Origin of the sequence: Salinibacterium sp. NK8237 (assembly GCF_015864955.1) — a bacterium.
Lineage (GTDB): Bacteria > Actinomycetota > Actinomycetes > Actinomycetales > Microbacteriaceae > Rhodoglobus.
On sequence record NZ_JADYWE010000001.1, the window covers coordinates 707649 to 724737 of the forward strand.

The 17089-nt window shown below is 61.2% G+C and carries 18 protein-coding genes; 5 read left to right on the forward strand and 13 right to left on the reverse strand.

Annotated elements, in window-relative coordinates:
• Window positions 1-5: 5 nt before the first annotated feature.
• Window positions 6-632: a hypothetical protein gene (locus I6E56_RS03430; protein WP_197136056.1), complete on the reverse strand. Its 627-nt coding sequence runs from the start codon at window positions 630-632 to the stop codon at window positions 6-8.
• Window positions 633-778: 146 nt separating this feature from the next.
• Between I6E56_RS03430 and I6E56_RS03435 the strand changes: the two genes are divergently transcribed.
• Genes I6E56_RS03435 through I6E56_RS03450 form a run of 4 tightly spaced genes read left to right on the forward strand, consistent with a single transcriptional unit; the run spans window position 779 to window position 3001 of the window.
• The gene (locus I6E56_RS03435) at window positions 779-1219 is read left to right on the forward strand and encodes a hypothetical protein (RefSeq protein ID WP_197136058.1); all 441 of its coding nucleotides are present in this window, start codon (window positions 779-781) and stop codon (window positions 1217-1219) included.
• Between the two features lie 58 nt (window positions 1220-1277).
• A complete protein-coding gene (locus I6E56_RS03440) occupies window positions 1278-1778 on the forward strand; it encodes a thioredoxin family protein (RefSeq protein ID WP_197136060.1) in 501 nt (166 codons plus the stop codon).
• Window positions 1779-1784: 6 nt separating this feature from the next.
• The gene (locus I6E56_RS03445; RefSeq protein WP_197123936.1) at window positions 1785-2534 is read left to right on the forward strand and encodes a cytochrome c biogenesis CcdA family protein; all 750 of its coding nucleotides are present in this window, start codon (window positions 1785-1787) and stop codon (window positions 2532-2534) included.
• Between the two features lie 47 nt (window positions 2535-2581).
• Window positions 2582-3001: a DUF1761 domain-containing protein gene (locus tag I6E56_RS03450; RefSeq protein ID WP_197106008.1), complete on the forward strand. Its 420-nt coding sequence runs from the start codon at window positions 2582-2584 to the stop codon at window positions 2999-3001.
• Between the two features lie 64 nt (window positions 3002-3065).
• On the opposite strand, the gene I6E56_RS03455 is transcribed toward I6E56_RS03450, so the two are convergent.
• From I6E56_RS03455 to I6E56_RS03485, 7 genes are all read right to left on the reverse strand, one after another.
• Window positions 3066-3362 carry a DUF1905 domain-containing protein gene (locus I6E56_RS03455; RefSeq protein ID WP_197136062.1) on the reverse strand — a complete coding sequence of 99 codons (297 nt, stop codon included), beginning with the start codon at window positions 3360-3362 and terminating at the stop codon, window positions 3066-3068.
• A gap of 55 nt (window positions 3363-3417) precedes the next feature.
• The gene (locus tag I6E56_RS03460; protein ID WP_197136064.1) at window positions 3418-4446 is read right to left on the reverse strand and encodes an alpha/beta hydrolase; all 1029 of its coding nucleotides are present in this window, start codon (window positions 4444-4446) and stop codon (window positions 3418-3420) included.
• A gap of 180 nt (window positions 4447-4626) precedes the next feature.
• Window positions 4627-5178, reverse strand: coding sequence for an OsmC family protein (locus I6E56_RS03465; RefSeq protein ID WP_197106011.1), 552 nt, complete (start codon window positions 5176-5178; stop codon window positions 4627-4629).
• 80 nt (window positions 5179-5258) lie between these two features.
• Window positions 5259-6644 (reverse strand): MFS transporter, encoded by a 1386-nt coding sequence (locus I6E56_RS03470; protein WP_197136066.1) that lies wholly within the window; start codon window positions 6642-6644, stop codon window positions 5259-5261.
• Window positions 6645-6823: 179 nt separating this feature from the next.
• Window positions 6824-7156 carry a glutamyl-tRNA amidotransferase gene (locus I6E56_RS03475; protein WP_231599668.1) on the reverse strand — a complete coding sequence of 111 codons (333 nt, stop codon included), beginning with the start codon at window positions 7154-7156 and terminating at the stop codon, window positions 6824-6826.
• Between the two features lie 42 nt (window positions 7157-7198).
• On the reverse strand, window positions 7199-8716 hold the full coding sequence (gatB, locus tag I6E56_RS03480; protein WP_197136068.1) for an Asp-tRNA(Asn)/Glu-tRNA(Gln) amidotransferase subunit GatB: 1518 nt from the start codon (window positions 8714-8716) through the stop codon (window positions 7199-7201).
• Entirely contained in the window at window positions 8709-9752 is a 1044-nt protein-coding gene (locus tag I6E56_RS03485) for a DMT family transporter (RefSeq protein ID WP_197124117.1), read from the reverse strand. The genes gatB and I6E56_RS03485 overlap by 8 nt, the downstream gene beginning before the upstream one ends.
• 71 nt (window positions 9753-9823) lie before the next feature.
• On the opposite strand from I6E56_RS03485, the gene I6E56_RS03490 reads away from it, so the two are divergent.
• Entirely contained in the window at window positions 9824-10378 is a 555-nt protein-coding gene (locus I6E56_RS03490) for a CGNR zinc finger domain-containing protein (RefSeq protein ID WP_197136069.1), read from the forward strand.
• Here the strand turns inward: I6E56_RS03490 and gatA are convergent.
• From gatA to ligA, 5 genes are all read right to left on the reverse strand, one after another.
• Window positions 10375-11880 carry an Asp-tRNA(Asn)/Glu-tRNA(Gln) amidotransferase subunit GatA gene (gene gatA / locus I6E56_RS03495; protein ID WP_197138042.1) on the reverse strand — a complete coding sequence of 502 codons (1506 nt, stop codon included), beginning with the start codon at window positions 11878-11880 and terminating at the stop codon, window positions 10375-10377. The genes I6E56_RS03490 and gatA overlap by 4 nt on opposite strands.
• A gap of 8 nt (window positions 11881-11888) precedes the next feature.
• On the reverse strand, window positions 11889-12203 hold the full coding sequence (gatC, locus tag I6E56_RS03500; protein WP_197136070.1) for an Asp-tRNA(Asn)/Glu-tRNA(Gln) amidotransferase subunit GatC: 315 nt from the start codon (window positions 12201-12203) through the stop codon (window positions 11889-11891).
• Window positions 12204-12253: 50 nt separating this feature from the next.
• Entirely contained in the window at window positions 12254-13249 is a 996-nt protein-coding gene (locus tag I6E56_RS03505; RefSeq protein WP_197136071.1) for a serine hydrolase, read from the reverse strand.
• Complete coding sequence (locus I6E56_RS03510) at window positions 13249-14616, reverse strand: alpha/beta hydrolase (protein ID WP_197136072.1); 1368 nt, start codon at window positions 14614-14616, stop codon at window positions 13249-13251. The genes I6E56_RS03505 and I6E56_RS03510 overlap by 1 nt, the downstream gene beginning before the upstream one ends.
• A 128-nt stretch (window positions 14617-14744) precedes the next feature.
• The gene (gene ligA / locus I6E56_RS03515) at window positions 14745-17066 is read right to left on the reverse strand and encodes an NAD-dependent DNA ligase LigA (protein ID WP_197136074.1); all 2322 of its coding nucleotides are present in this window, start codon (window positions 17064-17066) and stop codon (window positions 14745-14747) included.
• Between the last annotated feature and the right edge of the window lie 23 nt (window positions 17067-17089).

Here is a 17089-nt window from a genome sequence, read left to right on the forward strand (position 1 = left end):
TCGTGCTACTTCGTTTCGCTCATGCCACTATCACCATCGACGCTCGGCGGCTGCTGAGTCGAAACGGCGGTAGCTGATGCCGTGGCGGTGACCCCAGCAAATTTGGACGCTGATCCGCGACGTGACCACGCCATCCACCACCACACGGCAGCGCCGACGATGGCAGAGCCGAGGATGCCCACGAGCGGGCCGAGAAGAACCGTGCCACCGACAGCCGAGTCAGTGACATTCGCGGCGACCGTGAGGTAGACCGCGAAGAGCGGAACGTCGAGCAACGCAACGATGCCGAGGGACTGGAATGTGACCTGCCAAGGCTTGCGAACCGCACCACGCTTGAGCAAGAACATGCTGCCGAACGCGGCGAGCGCCACCAAGAGCAGAGCGACAATACCCATCACGATGATGACGGTGCCGATCACGCCGCCTGCTCCACTCACAAAATCGCGCACTGCGGGAACATCGCCAAAGAGCCCGCTCAGGCTCGAAGCTGTGCCGCCGAGGAGCAAGGTGAGCCCGCCACCGACAGCAACGAAGCCAAGCATGAGCCAACCAATAGAGAACACGGCGTGCGATAGCGCGCCCGCGACAAGAGAATAACCCCGCTGTGCACTGGTGAGCTGCGCTTTTTGCATGGTTCGACGTTAGCGCAGCGGTACGACGAACGTGGAAATTCTGGGCAATCAAACGCACAGCCCGAAAAACCGTCGTGGCACCAAAACGCGGGTGATTTGGGCGCTTTGCACGACAAGAAGGTCCGAGAGTCGCTACGGTTTGGAATATGAAATCGTGGAGGGACGCGCTCAACGCCGAGCAGCAGGCTGACGTTGATCGAATTCTCGACTCTGCGCTCAATGTGGCACGCGGCCATTTGAGCCATGCGAGTGAATTCATGACGTTCGCGCTGATGACGGATGCCAGCGGCCGAGTGCTCGAGATGACTGCCGATGAGGCGCTGAAGAAGAAGCACTTGGATGCCGAGAAACTCATCGCCCAGACCGTGACTCAGCTGCGCCAATTGGCCGCGCTATCTCGCTGCAGCGCCATCATCTCGAACACGCGAGTTGCGTCGCTCAAATCCGACGCGATTGAAGTGAGAATCGAGCACAAAGCGGGCGCCGCACTCATGGTCTTGCTCCCGTATACGCGAGCCAGATTCACGGGTGCCCTGACTTTCGGCGATCTCAAGCTGTATTCGCACACCGCTGAAATCTGGGTATAACCAGAGAAACTTCGCCACTCGCGGAAGTTTTCTGAGGCTCCGTGCGTTACTGGATGGCATGAACAAGCGAATTATCGCGGTCATTGTTGCTCTTGCCGTCGTTGTGATTGCAGCAGTTTCGATCGTCGCAGCCCAGAATCCGAACAGCTCGGACGAGTCGACTGCCACCGACAGCACGTCTCAGAGCGCTGAGAGCTCGAGCGACTCCGGCGCCGAAGCCGAGGACGTTGTTGCTGTCGAGAACGACGGTGGCGGCTCCTACGTCGACTACAGCCCCTCGGCTGTTGCAGATGCCGATGGTCGCGTCATCCTGTTCTTCCACGCCACCTGGTGCCCCCAGTGCGTCTCGGCCGATGGCGACATCACGGCGTCAGGTGTTCCGTCGGGCATCACGATCGTGAAGGTCGACTACGACACCAACCAAGATCTGCGAGCCGAATACGGTGTTACTCAGCAGACGACGTTTGTTGAGGTCGATTCCAACGGCGAAAAGGTACAAGAAAACTTTGTTGCAACCGTCGAACCCACGTTGAACGCGGTTCTCACCGCCCTCGGCTAACCCCCGATGCTCAGCCTGATTCTGCTCTCGTTTGTGGCGGGAGTTCTGACGGTTGCCGCGCCCTGCGTGCTGCCGCTGTTGCCGGTCATCGTTGGCGGCTCGATCGCGCGCACCAGCAGTGACTCCACGGTGGCTGAACGCCAGTGGTTCCGCCCCGTTGTCATTGCGGTGAGCCTCGCCGGCTCAGTGATTATCTTCACGTTGCTGCTCAAAGCAACGACAGCCCTGCTAGGGATCCCGCAGCTGGTGTGGCAGATCATTGCCGGCGGCATCCTGATCATCTTCGGCCTCACGCTGGTATTCCCCGCTCTCTGGGAGCGCTTTATGCTCGCCACGGGCATCCAAAATCGGGCAAACGCCGTGATGAACCGTTCATATTCACGCGGCGGCCTTGGCGGCGATGTGATGCTCGGTGCAGCACTCGGCCCGACCTTCAGCAGCTGCTCTCCCACCTATGCGCTCATCTTGGCGACAGTGTTGCCGGTCTCGTTTGCCGAGGGCCTGCTCTACATCGTCGTATACGCCATCGGCCTCGCCGTCGCGCTGCTCATGATCGCGTTCCTCGGTCAGGCATTCGCTCGCAAACTCGGCTGGCTCGCTAACCCCAACGGCGTCTTCAAGCGCGTGATCGGCATCATTCTGTTGGTCGTGGGTCTCGCCGTCATCCTGGGTCTCGATAAGCAGTTCCAGAGCTATGTGCTCGAGCAGGGCTGGTACGACCCGATTCAACGGTTCGAAGAGAGCATTACCGGCTAGTCGCTCTGAGAGTAGGCTTCGGTGACCGTTATCGACCGGAGGTTGCCATGGTTCCCGAAATTAACTACATCGCCGTCATCCTTGCGACGCTATCGAGCATGATCGTCGGCACCATTTGGTATTCCCCGCGCGTATTTGGCAACTACTGGATGAAGGCAGCCAACGTCACCCCCAGCGGCAACACTGCGGATGCCGTTCGACCCATTGTGGTCACCGTCATCGTGAGTTTCTTCACAGCCTGGATTCTTGCCGGCGCCGCCTTCATCGCCTCTGACTTTTATGGCGGAAGCTTCTTTCTCAACACGGTCTTGACGAGCATCGTGTTGTGGGGTGGCTTCACCGCGGCCCGCTTCATTACTCACGACCAGTTCGATGGTCGCCCCAACGGCCTCACCGTATTGAACGTGAGCCACGAGTTCGTGACGATTGTGGTTATGGCGATCATCATCGGGGTGTGGCCGGCGTAACTGCTCTTTGGCACTGCAGCAACCCCAAGAGCCCTGCAACGGCTACCACTCGCGCTACAAACCGCTAGATGAGCTGGATCGACACGTGCACCTGGTCACCGAGCTCTAAACCCTCAGCGCGGCGCACAGCGGCCTTGACGGGAAGAAAGAAGCTGTCGTCCGCACTGCTGTTGGGAAAGATCGACGTCGTCCACGTGGTGGCGCCAATAGTGACCTCTACTGCGACCGCACCGAACCCCCGCGGCGGTGACGGGATCTCTTTAACGTCGGCTCCGACATCCGGCGGCACCTGCACAAAATACACGCTGGGCTTTGACGACCACGGGGTGATCTCAGACGTGAACTCGAACTCGGGCTTCATACGTTGAGCGTACTCGCCGCCCTGCCCAACGGGCTGGCCGCAGGACGTTCGCTAACTATTGCTCGACGGACTTCACAAAGGCGACCGTCGAGTCGAAGGCCGAACGGGCATCCTCAAAATCAAGGTGAAACTGGTACTCGTGCGGCAGCTGCTCGGCCTGATCGTCGGCATAGAAAACGCGGGTCGTCTCGACGCCAAGCGTGTCGAGGGCATCAGCGAACGCCACTGACTGCGACGGGGTGAGCGGATCAGCGTTGCCGCCGGAGATCCACGTGCTCGGAAAGTCAGCAGTGACATCGTCAATGACCGACATCTCGTCGCCACCGGGCTGATCAGACCAGTCCTTGTCGCCGATGTACGCCCATAACGCGATGCGGAAACCCCAACCGCCAAGCCCCGGAGCATTGGGGATGCCGCTGACGTCATAGATGCCGCAATTGAGGATGACCCCGCTCAGTTGGTCAGCGCTCAGGGTTGGTGTGAGCCCGAGCGTCGTCGCATAGCTGGGGTTCGTGATGGCCGTGGCGAGTTGGGCACTGAGCTGCGAACCAGCAGAGTCTCCCGCGAACACGATGTTGTCGGGATCGATGCGGAGCCGCTCCGCGTTATCGACGAGGTAGCCCATCGCGTCGTTCAGCTGAGTGAGCGCCGTGGGGTAGATCGCATCGGGAGCCACTGTGTAGTTCACCGCGACAACAGTGAATCCCTCGGCGGCCAGATTGCGGGCGTAGGGGGTGATGTTCGACTTGTCGCCCGAGATCCAGGCACCGCCATGAATCCAGACGACGGTAGTGAGGGGACCGGATGACGCAGCCGGAGAGTAGACATCGAGCGAGGTCTCCGCGCCCTCATCGCCGTACACCTCATCCAGCGTCGCGGTGAGGGGAACCGTCGTGGCGTGGCCGTCCATCTCGGCGATAACTTTGGAGGCATCGGCCTCGAACATCGCCCGGATGAGCAGTGCAGCGGGCCAGGGGCTCAGTGTCCAGACGAGAGCAGCAATGATGCCGAGAGACAGCGCGACTAAGCCGATCTGACTCGAGCGACGTTTAATCCAGGGACGTGGCTCGGTTGTGCGACTCATATCTCCAGCGTAGGGGCGTGCCGAAGCTGGAAGCGCGAAACGGTCTACCCCGTTCGGGGCGGGATTGTGCGGTTGTGCTGCCTGGCAGCGCAGGTCTTAACCGGCACGGGTGTTAAAAAACTCGACCGGTAGCCTGAGCTACCGGTCGAGCATGTCAGAGGGCATCATCATGGGGTGCCCTTAGCCTTTTACCACCTGAGTGGTGATTGAGGTGGGGTTCGCGAACAGGTCGAGTACGGGGCAGTGGGCGTCGACGGCGTCGCGCAACTCGTCGTAACGTTCCTGCGACTCTGGACCGGTGATGGTCGCGAAGAGACGGATGGCGCCGAAGCCGTTGCGCACGTTCTCGTCGATTCCGAAGAGGCCGCGAACGTCGAGGTCGCCCTCAGCCTTGACCGAGATGTCATCGACTTGGATGTCGAGCGCCTGGGCGTAGAGACGGAAGACGACTACCTGACAGGCGATCAGCGCGCCAAGAGCAATCTCGACGGGGCTCGCGGCAACGTCATCACCGGCGAGTCCCTCGGGCTCGTCGATGTGGAAAACGTGCTTTCCCGCCTTGAGTACGGTGCCGACAGAGCCAACGCCCTTACCTGTGACGGCGTAGGTGAGTTCGGCCGCGGCGGGCTTTGCGGCAATTCGCGAGTTCCAGGCAGCGCCGGCAGCGGTGAGTCGGGCTGCACGGTCGGCAGCGAGATCAATGGTCGTGGTTTCGTTCGTGAGAAGTGTCATGCGGCGACGGTAATCGCATTCCACCGCGGTCGCGAGAGCACGCCGTAACACACCGAAATAGTGCTTAACAAAGAGATTTATTACGTGCGGACTCGCAGCGCGACCGGCACGGATGCGATTGCCACAACCGTCGCCAGACCGAGCGCCGCTACGAAGCCGGCCCCATCCGCGAGGCCGCCGACGGCAGCGAAAACAAGACCGCTGAAGGCGATCGCAATGGCGCCACCAGCGGCATCCGAAATCGACAACGCAGCGCTATTGAAACCTTGGTCTCGAGCGCTGGATTGGCTGAGCACGAGGGTCGAGAGCCGCGGAAAGGTGATGCCCATGCCAGCGCCAGCGACGAGCCAGCCGATCGCGGCGACCCACAACGAGAGCATGAAATACGCGGTGATGAGCTGAGTGGCGATTCCCACGCTGAGCAAGAGTGCGCCCGCAACCACTACGCGCCCATGAGAAACAGATTCCGGAAGGCGGCCCTGCAGCGCTGAGCCCACCGCCCACGAGACGGCACCGACCGTGAGGATGAGACCCGCGGCCCAGGCGGGCAAACCGTAGCGTTCGTTCAGCAAGTACGGCAAATAGACCTCGGTCGAGAAGAAGGCTGCGGCAAAGAAACCGCGCAACACGATCGTGGCGGGCAGCCCGCGTCGGAAGCTCAACGAACCGGTGGGCAGCAACGGCCGCAGCGCAATGATGACGATCACGAACGCTCCCCCGGCGAGTGGCCAGGCCAGAGCACCTTCCCGTTCACCACCGAGGCTGATGCCCATCACTGCCAGCGCGGCAATGATCGCCCAGACCACAGCGCGGCTGCCCGACGACTTCTCGGCAGGTACCACCGGCTGACTCACCAGGATGCGAATAGCAGGCAGGATCGCGAATGCCGCCGCCAGCACCAGAAACACGACGCCGAAGAAAACCCAGTGCCAGCTGATCTGTTCGGCAACGACGCCAGCAAGAGGCGGACCGATCAGCGAGGGCAATACCCACGCCGAGGCGAAGAGCCCAAAGATTTTCGGATGCAACGCCGCCGGATAGAGGCGCGCGACGACCACATACAGCGCAACAATGAGCCCTCCGGAGCCAAGCCCTTGCAGAAAGCGGCCCGCGATGAAAATACTCATCGTTCCGGCAAAGCCCGCCGCCAGAAGACCGAGTGTGAAGACTGCCATGGCCGCGATCAGCGGCTTGGCCGGCCCGGTGCGGTCTGACCACTGACCGGCAAGCACCATTCCGATCACGCTCGCGGCAAGAGTGCTCGAGAACGCGACCGAATAGAGCGCCTGACCGTCGAGATCACGACTAATCGTCGGCATGATCGTGGTGACTGCGAGCGTCTCGAAAGCGCCCAAGAAGATCAGAGCAAAGGCCCCGATCGTTGTCCACAGTAGGTGGGCCGAAAAAATGCTCGTCGGAATAGGGATAGGGCCGGTGGTTGCGCCCATGGGGATGTTGCTTGTCATGGTGTTGAGCTCTTCAGTAGTGCGAAGCTACTGCAGACGGAACGGATGGTTCCTCGTCGGTGCGGCGGGTGATCACGCGCTCACACTGGCGGCTGCGGTGCCATTCCAGTGTATGCCGCCCGCTCTCCAAAACAAACAAATTTGACTAAGTTTGGATGCGGGCGCGATTGCGCGTGCGACTAGGAAATCTCGACGACCGTGCCCTGCCCCAACTCGTCAGCATCGGCATCCGTGACCACAGCAAAAACGCCGGTCGGGATGCCGGGAAGGTTCGCCACACGATTAGCCACGCCGGTGAGCGTCGACTCGTCGGCACCCGTGATCACGATGACATAAGCGTCGTTGAACACGTCGCCCTCTTCGACAACGAAAATCTCGCCGCCCTCTTCGAGCTCGTTCGTGAACTCCACGAGCGATTCGATCCAAGGGAACCGCGACTCGCCCTCGGCCGCATTGGCGTCGGGGGTAAGCGGTACGTGGATTTCGACAACGAGTTCAGCAGAATCAGACATGACCACAACGGTACTGCCTGCAACCGACAAGTGCTGCCCGCCCTATTCGGCGGAAGCGCGCTCCAGAACAAGTTCACGCACGCGAGCGGCGTCAGCCTGACCCTTCATTGCCTTCATGACCGCACCGATAACCGCACCGGCCGCCTGAACCTTGCCATCGCGAATCTTCGCAAGAACATCAGGCTGAGCAGCAAGCGCCTCATCGATCGCCGCAATGAGCGGGCCGTCATCCGAGACCAACTTGAGTCCACGGCTCTCGACGACCTCGGCAGGCGAACCCTCGCCAGCAATGACACCCTCGAGAACCTGGCGGGCCAGACTGTCGTTGAGAACACCATCGTTGATGAGCGTGACGAGAGCCGCGACATCCACAGGGGTAATCAATGAGCTGGGGTCTGCACCCTGGATGTTCGCGAGTCGAGCGATTTCGCCCGTCCACCACTTGCGGGCCTGAGCTGCAGTCGTGCCTGCCTCGATGGTCATCTCGATCTCAGTGAAGAGACCAGCATTGTTGACATCGCGGAACTCAAGATCGGTGAAGCCCCACGCGGCCTGCAGACGCTTGCGACGCTCGGCCGGAGGCTCGGGGAGTGCCGCGCGCAGCTCTTCGATCAGTGCGAGCGACGGCTCAACAGGCAGCAGGTCAGGCTCCGGGAAGTAACGGTAGTCATCAGCGTCGCTCTTGGGGCGACCTGCACTGGTAACACCGGTGTCTTCGTGCCAGTGGCGCGTCTCCTGAGTGATCGTGCCACCCTTCTGGAGAATGGCCGCCTGTCGTTGAATTTCGTAGCGAACCGCGCGCTCAACGCTGCGCATCGAGTTCACGTTCTTGGTCTCCGTGCGCGTGCCGAGCTTTCCGGAACCCCGTGGGCTCAACGAAATGTTCGCGTCACAGCGCAAGTTGCCGCGCTCCATGCGGGCTTCAGAAATACCGAGCGAACGAACGATGTCACGAATAGCCGACACATACGCCTTGCCGACCTCGGGAGCATCCGCTTCGGTGCCCGTAATCATGTGCGTGACGATCTCGACGAGGGGAACACCCGCGCGGTTGTAATCGACGAGCGAGTACTCGGCACCCTGGATGCGACCGGTAGCGCCGCCCACGTGAGTGAGCTTGCCGGCGTCTTCTTCCATGTGAGCGCGCTCGATCGGAATCGTGATCGTGCGACCGCTCTCGAGCTCAATATCGACAGAACCCTCGAATGCAATCGGCTCATCGAACTGGCTGATCTGGTAGTTCTTCGCCAGGTCGGGGTAGAAATAGTTTTTGCGGGCAAAGCGTGAACTCGGCGCAATCTGGCAGCCGAGCGCCAGGCCGAGAGAGATCGAATACTTGATCGCCTCTTCGTTGACGACAGGCAAGCTGCCGGGCAAACCGAGATCTACCGGAGTGATCATGGTGTTCGGTTCGCCGTGCTCAGCACCGGATGCTGCCGGGTTCGGCGCATCCGAGAACATCTTGGTCTGGGTATTCAACTCGACGTGCACCTCGAAACCGAGCGTCGGCTCAAATAGTTCGAGTGCTTTGTCGTAGTCCATCAATTCAGCTTTAGCCACCAGATGATTGTACGTGGCGCAGCGGCACCGTATCGGTACCCGGTTCGAGCGGCGCGGATGCTGGGGCCAAAATTGGTTCATCGTCGTCGCTCGGAATAGCTTCAGCCTCAATCGTGAAGTCGCTGAACTCTTCAGACTTCTCGGAGCGAACGAAGGCGATCCCGGCCAAAATCAGGGCTCCCCCGATGAACTGCATGATCGACAGGTTCTCGCCGATCAATAGCCAGGCGTAAATCGCCGCCGTGACAACCTCGAGCAATCCGACGAACGACGCGAGACGAGAACCGAGCATTTCGCTCGCCATGATGCTCGTCGAGTACGCGATACCGGTCGCGACGATACCCACGATGAGCAGCGGAACCCACCACGGAGCCACGATGCCGAGCACCGTGACATCCACCATCGGCATATCGAACGGCACAATGCCCACGAGACCGACAAGACCGAGAATGAGCCCACCGAGCAGCAGGCCAGCCGATGCCAGCGCGACGGCCGGAAGCCCCTCGCTCGTTCGCGCGGCAACCACGTAGTACACAGCCGCACCGACAGCGGCGCACGCTCCAAAGATGATTCCGAGCGGATCAAGAGCACCAGACCCCTCAGGAGAGACGACCAGAATGAGCCCGCCGAGGGCGACAACGGAGCCAATAAGAACAACAGCCTTGGGCGTACGCCGTGACGTTACCCACGCGAACGCGACGAGCAACAGCGGCGCCATGTATTCCAAGAGAATCGCGATGCCGACCGGAATGCGTTCGATCGCCGCGAAGTACACCAACTGGGTTCCTGACACGCCAATGATCGCCATGAGAAGGATGCGACTGCGCGCGTACCAGAGCGCGAACCAGCGACCTTTGAGGGCGATAATCGCGAACGGCGCCAGCACCGCACCACCAATAAGCACTCGAAGTGTCACGGCAGCCGCTGGGCTCCACCCTGCTTCGAGGACGGGCTTCACGAGTGCTCCGGAGAGCCCGAAACTGGCTGCAGCAACTAGTGCAATGAGCATGCCGAGGGTGGTGGATGAACGTTTCATGGGCGACTGCTTCGAACGAGATTGACGAGTATTTCTGCTGACGCTAGTCTCGAAACAAATAAGGAGTCAAATTGCAATTTGCCCCTGACACGGTGGAAAGTCTCGAGTTTGCCGTTTTGCTCGGAAACACGCACAAGCTCGCGAGTAGATCCGGCGACGATGAACTCGAATCGGTCAGCCAAGTTCAGGCCCTCATCACCCAGTTTCGCTTTAGCGGTCGCATCGATCGCGACAACAACGAAGTCGCCGAAGTGCGCACGGTGCGCGACCGCATTCGCGGCGTCTGGAAGCTAACCCGCGATGACGCTGCTACCGAAATCAATGCCATGCTCGCCGAAGCGAAAGCGCTGCCCTTCTTGGCACGACATGGCGACTTTGACTGGCACCTGCACGCCAATGATCCCGAAGCGCCCCTTGCCGAGCGCATTCAGGCCGAAGTTGGCCTTGCGCTCGTCGACGTCGTGCGCTCCGACGCGATGTGGCGCTTACGACGCTGCCAAGCCCCCGATTGCGAGGGCCTCATGGCCGACCTGTCACGCAACGGCTCACGCCGCTTCTGCAGCATCCGTTGCGGAAACCGGATGAATCAAATCGCGTACCGCGAACGGCAAGCGGCCGACGACTAGCCCAGCGAAGGAACCTGGCTCGGCAGGGTGTGGCCCCACTGCTGCTCAAGCAAGCGCTCGAGCGTTGCGCCAACCTCATAGAGGCGGGCGTCGCCGCGAGCGGGCGCCATGATCTGGAAACCAGTCGGCAGACCATCCTCGGGAGCGAGCCCCATGGGGAGCCCCATTCCGGGGATACCGGCAAGGTTCGCCGGAATCGTGGTGACGTCGTTGAGGTACATCGCCATCGGGTCTTCGAGCTTTTCACCGAGCTTGAACGCGGTGGTCGGTGCTGACGGCGAGACGAGCACATCGGCCTTCTCGAAGGCCGCAGCGAAGTCGCGCTGAATGAGCGTGCGCACCTTCTGCGCACTGCCGTAGTAAGCGTCGTAGTAACCAGCGCTGAGCGCATACGTGCCGAGGATGATGCGGCGCTTGACCTCGTCGCCGAAACCAGCCTCGCGGGTCGCTGCCATCACGTCTTCGACAGTTCCGCCGCCCTCGGGATTCACGCGCAGTCCGAAGCGAACCGAGTCGAACTTGGCGAGGTTGCTCGACGCCTCGGCGGGGAGAATGAGGTAGTACGCCTCGACGGCGTATTCGAAGTGCGGTGCATCCACTTCAACGATTTCGGCGCCGAAATCGGTGAGCAACTGCAGCGCTTCGTGGAAACGCTGTGAGACGCCGGCCTGGAAGCCAGGGCTGTCGAGCTGCTTGATGACACCAACGCGAACGCCCTTGAGGCTTTCGGCGGCGGCACCGGCACGAGCGGCAGCAGCAAACGACGGCCACTGCTCGTTGAGCGACGTGGAGTCGCGCGGGTCCCAGCCACCAATGACGTCATGCAGCAACGCCGAGTCGAGAACGGTGCGCGAGACGGGACCAACCTGGTCGAGCGACGACGCCAACGCGATAGCACCGTAGCGCGATACGCCACCGTAAGTGGGCTTGACACCAACAGAACCCGTGACGGATGCCGGCTGGCGAATCGATCCACCGGTGTCAGAACCGAGGGCGAGCGGAGCTTCAAACGCGGACACTGCCGCGGCCGAGCCACCACCGGAGCCACCGGGGATGCGGTCGAGATCCCACGGGTTATGCGTCGGACCATAGGCCGAGTGCTCGGTTGACGACCCCATGGCGAACTCATCCATGTTGGTCTTGCCGAGCGGAATCAGGCCGGCCGCACGCAGCTTCGCCACGGGAGTGGCGTCGTAGGGCGGAACCCAGCCTTCAAGAATTTTGGACCCAGCAGTGGTGGGCATATCGATCGTGCACAGCACGTCTTTGACAGCAACGGGCACACCAGCGAGCTCGCCGAGCGACTCCCCTGCCGCACGACGTTCGTCGATGCGCTTGGCGTTGGCCAGAGCATCCGCCGACACGTGCAAGAAGGCGTGAACCTTGTCATCGACGGCAGCAATGCGGTCGAGGTGAGCTTGAGTTGCCTCAACCGAGGAGACATCGCCAGAGCTCAGCTTGGTAGCCAGCTCGGATGCCGACAGGCGGGTGAGGTCGTTCAGATCTGCCATTACTGCTCTTCTCCCAGAATCGCGCTAACCGCAAAACGTGAACCATCGTGCTCGGGTGCTCCTGCTAGGGCCTGCTCAGTCGTGAGCGTAACGCCGGGAACATCAGGGCGGAACACGTTGCTCAGCGGGATCGGATGACTCGTTGCCGGAACATCGTCGGTAGCGACTTCGCTGACCTTGGCCACAGAATTGACGATTGCGCCGAGCTCGCCAGTGAGCTTCTCGATTTCGTCAGTGGTGAGGGCGATGCGGGCGAGCGAGGCGAGGTGCGAAACAACCTCGCTGGTGATCGCACCAGGATTGGTGTCAGTCATGGAGCTCCGAAGATGGGAAACAGACAGGGAACCGTATAAGTGTATTCGGCTTAGCGAGCGGCGAGGAGCGACAGGGCGAGAGCGTCAACACTCACGGCCGTATTGCTCAGCACGACAACCGCCCGCGAGCGCTCTCGTTGAAACCCGACAAAACTCGCAAAACCGCCCGTCATTCCGTTGTGCCAGGTGATGCCGTCGGGGTTCGTGAGCCAGGCGTAGCCGATCTTGCCCTGCCGCGGCACGGCGATGCGCGAGGTCGTGGCGGCAACGCCAGGCGCGCTGCCATCGAGTTGGGCTTCGACGTAGCGCATCATGTCGGGCAGGGTAGAGCGGATGTTGCCCGCCGGCCCATACGCATGCATTGTCCACGCGTCACTGGCTCTGCCCCGGGCATCGAAGCCCGTTGGCACATCGAGGGGAAGTTCGGCCGCGGTCGCGAACGAAGCCGTGTGTGCAAGCTTCAACGGAGCGGCTATGCGCTCGGCAACGAGCTCGGAATAGCTCCGGCTGGCCGCTACGGCGAGAGCCTGCCCCAGCAGAGCGAACCCCAGATTTGAATACGAAAAAACTCCCGGCTTTCCTAGCGGAGTGGCAGCAGTCTGGCTGACGAGCTCAGCGACGGATGCCGTGTACGGGTCACGGCCAGCCTTCACCGCCCGGTTGCCCCGACGGAACTCGGCGAAGCTCACCGGCAGCCGCGGTAGCCCGCTGTGCTGAGTTGCAATGCTTTCCAAGGTGAAGGCTGCCGCGGGGCTGCCCCCGAGCTCCAGCAACTCCCCCGCGGTCGTTGCTGTAGTGACTTCACCGCACTCGAGCGCACGCGCGAATAGTGACGCCGTGATGGTTTTGGTGACGGAACCGATTTCGAAAGCGCGGTCATCCATCGCACCGAACTGAGCCGTGCGCCACTGCCCCGCATCATGCAGCGCGACGCTCATGACGTCGTGACGCGTGGCTCGCACACGGTGCTGAACGAGTTCAATTAACTCGTGATCGCCAGCCAAGGGTTCAGCCAGCTGCAGCCAGCGCTTGGGGCGTCGCGCCATCAACTCTGGTTGTGTGCTGCTGAGGCGAACGCCCGCTGCACAGCAGGAACGTCCTCGGGGATTACAAGGTCACCGCGACCGATACACATCAAAGCGAAGTTGCGCATAGCTTCGCTCCCGGGCGTGAAGTACTCGTTGTGGCCAACAGAACCGCTCAGTTCTTGTTTCATGATCACATCAAAACTGCCGCTCACGCCGAGCGACTGTGCACCGAATGACGCGGTGCCAGGATCGGCACCAAAATAAGAGCTGTTAGGAATCGGGTCCCACGCGGCCTCTCCCACAAAAACGTTGCCAGCGCGCACATTCAAATCAGCGACCGACTCGGCGGGACTACCGGGCGAACCCACCATCGCCAAGGCATCGATCTCGAAGTCGTATTCCGACAACGCCATCATCGCCGCCGTCGTTCCATAGGAGTGCGCAACAACCGAAATATACGGCTGATCAGCGCCGCGCTGCGCCTGCAGACCGAGAATGGCATTTGCGAGAGTGTCGCGCCCCTGCACAGCGTTATCGATCGCCCCCACATTAGTCAGGTTTGGGGTGTCATAGCCGATCCACGCGACCGTCGCGACCGTCTCGTTGCTCGTGAAGACCGACTGGTCATCAAAGTACTCAAGCCACGACTGTTGTTCGGTGTAGAGCGAGTTGGCGGCATCCGCCCAGTACGACATCTGGCCCTCGATAGTGAAGAACATGCCCGGCACCAAGAAACTCACGTAGTCGGCGTCGTTCAGATCGCCAAGCACGATGGCAGCGCGGCCCTGCCCCGTGACGTCCAAGGTGACCAGAGTGCGCTCGGGGCTCGCGCTATCGAAAACGAGAGCCTCCGAAATGGAAGACAACATGCTGAGCTGTTGGCGTGCGCTCTGCTGCACGGCACGACCGGCATCCGAATCTACGACCGAAGAAAGTTCTGAAATCGTCTCGTCAAGCACCGTGCGGTTGCTGACGTCGCGAATCGTGTACGGCACCCCTTCAAGGTTGCCGAGAAGTTGCGGACTCGCTACTTCGAGCGCGGCTCGGCGATCGGTAGCCAAATCGCCCCACCACAGAGCCACTTCTTGCGCGGGCGGTTGCGAAAGGAGGATCTGCTCGACAGCGCCAGGGCGAGCCGCGAGGTACTCAGAAATGCCGGCGGCGGGGATGCTCGCGAGCGCGGTAAGAGTGCGGCCGCTGAAGGTTGTTGTGCCCACTGCTGAGCCGCTCACCACCCCGGTGGTGTCCACAACAGGGCCGACGAATGGAGCTGGCGCGTCGCTCGTGACAATCGAGCTGAACTGCGCTTCGGGCGCGCCAGAGACCTCGGTGGCGGGTAAGCCGATGACCGAGGTAGCTAAAACGAGTGCAATTTCAATCAGCAACGACGGGTAATCCCCTCAGGAACATTGACCGTGCGCCATCCCCGCACACGAACACGTTCAGCTAATCCTAAGGGCACCGAACCCTGTTCGGGGGTAAACCAACGGCATTACTGTCGTTTTGCCTAACTTTAAAGAGCTTCAGGGCCCTGTTCGAGTAAGCGCGCAAATTGTGCAGCATCGAGCACCGGGATTCCCAGTTGCTCGGCTTTGGTGAGTTTGGAACCGGCACCGGGCCCTGCGGCAACATAGTCGGTCTTTTTGCTCACACTGGAGGCCGCTTTAGCACCCGCCGCGATGATCGCCTCTTGTGCTCCTTCGCGAGTGAATCCCTCAAGGCTTCCGGTGGCAACAATCGTTAAACCGGCGAGGATTCCGTCGCTGGCTTGAGCCGCACCGGGGCCAGCGTGACCGGGAGTTGACCACTGCACGCCCGCATCCGCCCAGCGCTGAACAATCTCCTGGTGCCAATCCACCTCGAACCAGTCAGCGACCGAGTCGGCGATGATTCCTCCAACGCCATCCACGGCAGCGAGCTCTTCTCGCGTCGCCTCTCGAATAGCGGCGAGCGAACCGAAATAGTCGGCAAGAGCGCGCGCAGCGACGGGCCCAACGTGGCGGATACTCACACTCACGAGAAGCCGCCAGAGGGGTTTGGTTTTCGCTTCCTGAAGGTTGGCGATGAGCTTAGTGGCGTTGCTCGAGGGCACCCAGTCGGGTGTTCCCGCAAATTCGGTCGCGTCGGCATCGAACTCGGGGTCAGCATCTTTGCCCGTGAACTTGCGAGCCCGGCGGAACGGTGTGACGAGTCGCTCAGTGCCGTCGTCGTTGGTGAGCACCTCCCCCGTCTCGGAGTCACGAACCGCAACAACAATCGGAAATATGTCTTCCACTGTGAGGTCGAACAGCCCCGCCTCGTTGATCAGCGGGGGCACTTCTGGTTCGCGGGGTTGAGCCAGGGCGCGAGCAATCACTTCGCCAAGCACCTCAATATCGAGCCCACCTCGACTGCCAGCGTGCTCGATACGACCGCGCACTTGGGCGGGGCAACTGCGGGCATTCGGGCACCGCAAATCGATGTCACCCTCTTTCATCGCCCGCAGCGGTGTTCCACATTCCGGGCAATTCGTGGGCATCACAAACGCGTACTCGCTGCCATCACGCAACTCTTCGACCGGGCCCAGGATCTCGGGGATCACATCACCCGCCTTGCGCAGCACCACGGTGTCGCCGATGAGCACACCCTTGCGCTTCACGACATCCTGATTGTGCAAAGTCGCTTGCCGCACCACGGAACCAGCGACAAGCGCGGGCTCCATCACGGCATAAGGGGTTGCTCGCCCCGTGCGCCCTACGCCAACCACAATGTCGAGCAGTTTCGTATTCACTTGCTCGGGCGGATATTTATAGGCAATAGCCCACCGCGGTGCCCGAGAAGTGGCACCGAGCTCGTCGTGAAGCGCGAGCTCATCGACCTTGATCACAATGCCGTCGATCTCGTGCTCGACGCTGTCACGGTGTTCGCCGTAGTAGCGAATGAAATCTTCGACCTCGCCCGCTGTGGGCACCACCCGGAAGTATTTGCTCGTGGGCAGACCCCAGGTCGCCAGCACGCCGTAGATCTCACTCTGAGTGCGAATGGGATCGTGGCCCTCGCGCTCACCATTCCACGCACCGATACCGTGCACGAGCATGCGCAGCGACGACAACCGCCGCCGCATGTTGGCAAGTTTCTCTTCAGACTTGCCCTCAGATTTTTGACGAAGCGACCCTGCCGCAGCGTTGCGCGGGTTCGCGAAAACCTTCTCCCCAATGCGAGTCTGTTCAGCATTCAGCTCGCGGAACAGCTCGAGCGGAATGAACACCTCTCCACGCACTTCAACGATGGGCGGATGCCCGGTGCCGGCCAGCCGCTGCGGGATGCCTTCCACACGCACGATGTTTTCGGTCACGTCTTCGCCGACGCGCCCATCGCCGCGAGTGGCGGCGCTGACGAGCACACCATCGATGTAGCGCAAGTTGATCGCAAGCCCGTCGATCTTGAGTTCGCACAAGAAATCGACGTGGCGCGCTGAATCGCGCTGCACCTTCGCCGCCCATTCAGCGAATTCTTCTAGGGAGAACACATTGTCGAGGCTGAGCATTCGTTCCGCGTGCTCGACGGGGTCAAAGAGCGTTGCCGCTTTGCCGCCAACGCGCTGCGTCGGGCTATCTTGGCCCTGAAGCTCTGGATGCAGCGCCTCAAGCTGCTCTAAGCGCTGAATCAGACGGTCGTACTCGGCATCGTCAACCAACACTTCGTCGCGCACGTAGTACGCATCGCGCAGTTCAAGAATGCGCGTAGTGAGGCTTTCGGCCTCATCGCGTGCCTCGGCAAGCGAGGGGTCGGCGGTCTCGGCGACCTGACCGTCGGACGAGTGGGAGGAACCTGAGTTCTCGGTGCTAGTAGCCACGCCTCAAGTGTAAACAGCGGCAC

Excerpts from the sequence above, each read along its gene's own strand:
- I6E56_RS03430 (WP_197136056.1), bottom strand. The coding sequence starts at position 632 with ATGCAAAAAGCGCAGCTCACCAGTGCACAGCGGGGTTATTCTCTTGTC.
- I6E56_RS03435 (WP_197136058.1), top strand. The coding sequence starts at position 779 with ATGAAATCGTGGAGGGACGCGCTCAACGCCGAGCAGCAGGCTGACGTT.
- I6E56_RS03440 (WP_197136060.1), top strand. The coding sequence starts at position 1,278 with ATGAACAAGCGAATTATCGCGGTCATTGTTGCTCTTGCCGTCGTTGTG.
- I6E56_RS03445 (WP_197123936.1), top strand. The coding sequence starts at position 1,785 with ATGCTCAGCCTGATTCTGCTCTCGTTTGTGGCGGGAGTTCTGACGGTT.
- I6E56_RS03450 (WP_197106008.1), top strand. The coding sequence starts at position 2,582 with ATGGTTCCCGAAATTAACTACATCGCCGTCATCCTTGCGACGCTATCG.
- I6E56_RS03455 (WP_197136062.1), bottom strand. The coding sequence starts at position 3,362 with ATGAAGCCCGAGTTCGAGTTCACGTCTGAGATCACCCCGTGGTCGTCA.
- I6E56_RS03460 (WP_197136064.1), bottom strand. The coding sequence starts at position 4,446 with ATGAGTCGCACAACCGAGCCACGTCCCTGGATTAAACGTCGCTCGAGT.
- I6E56_RS03465 (WP_197106011.1), bottom strand. The coding sequence starts at position 5,178 with ATGACACTTCTCACGAACGAAACCACGACCATTGATCTCGCTGCCGAC.
- I6E56_RS03470 (WP_197136066.1), bottom strand. The coding sequence starts at position 6,644 with ATGACAAGCAACATCCCCATGGGCGCAACCACCGGCCCTATCCCTATT.
- I6E56_RS03475 (WP_231599668.1), bottom strand. The coding sequence starts at position 7,156 with ATGTCTGATTCTGCTGAACTCGTTGTCGAAATCCACGTACCGCTTACC.
- I6E56_RS03485 (WP_197124117.1), bottom strand. The coding sequence starts at position 9,752 with ATGAAACGTTCATCCACCACCCTCGGCATGCTCATTGCACTAGTTGCT.
- gatC (WP_197136070.1), bottom strand. The coding sequence starts at position 12,203 with ATGACTGACACCAATCCTGGTGCGATCACCAGCGAGGTTGTTTCGCAC.
- I6E56_RS03505 (WP_197136071.1), bottom strand. The coding sequence starts at position 13,249 with ATGGCGCGACGCCCCAAGCGCTGGCTGCAGCTGGCTGAACCCTTGGCT.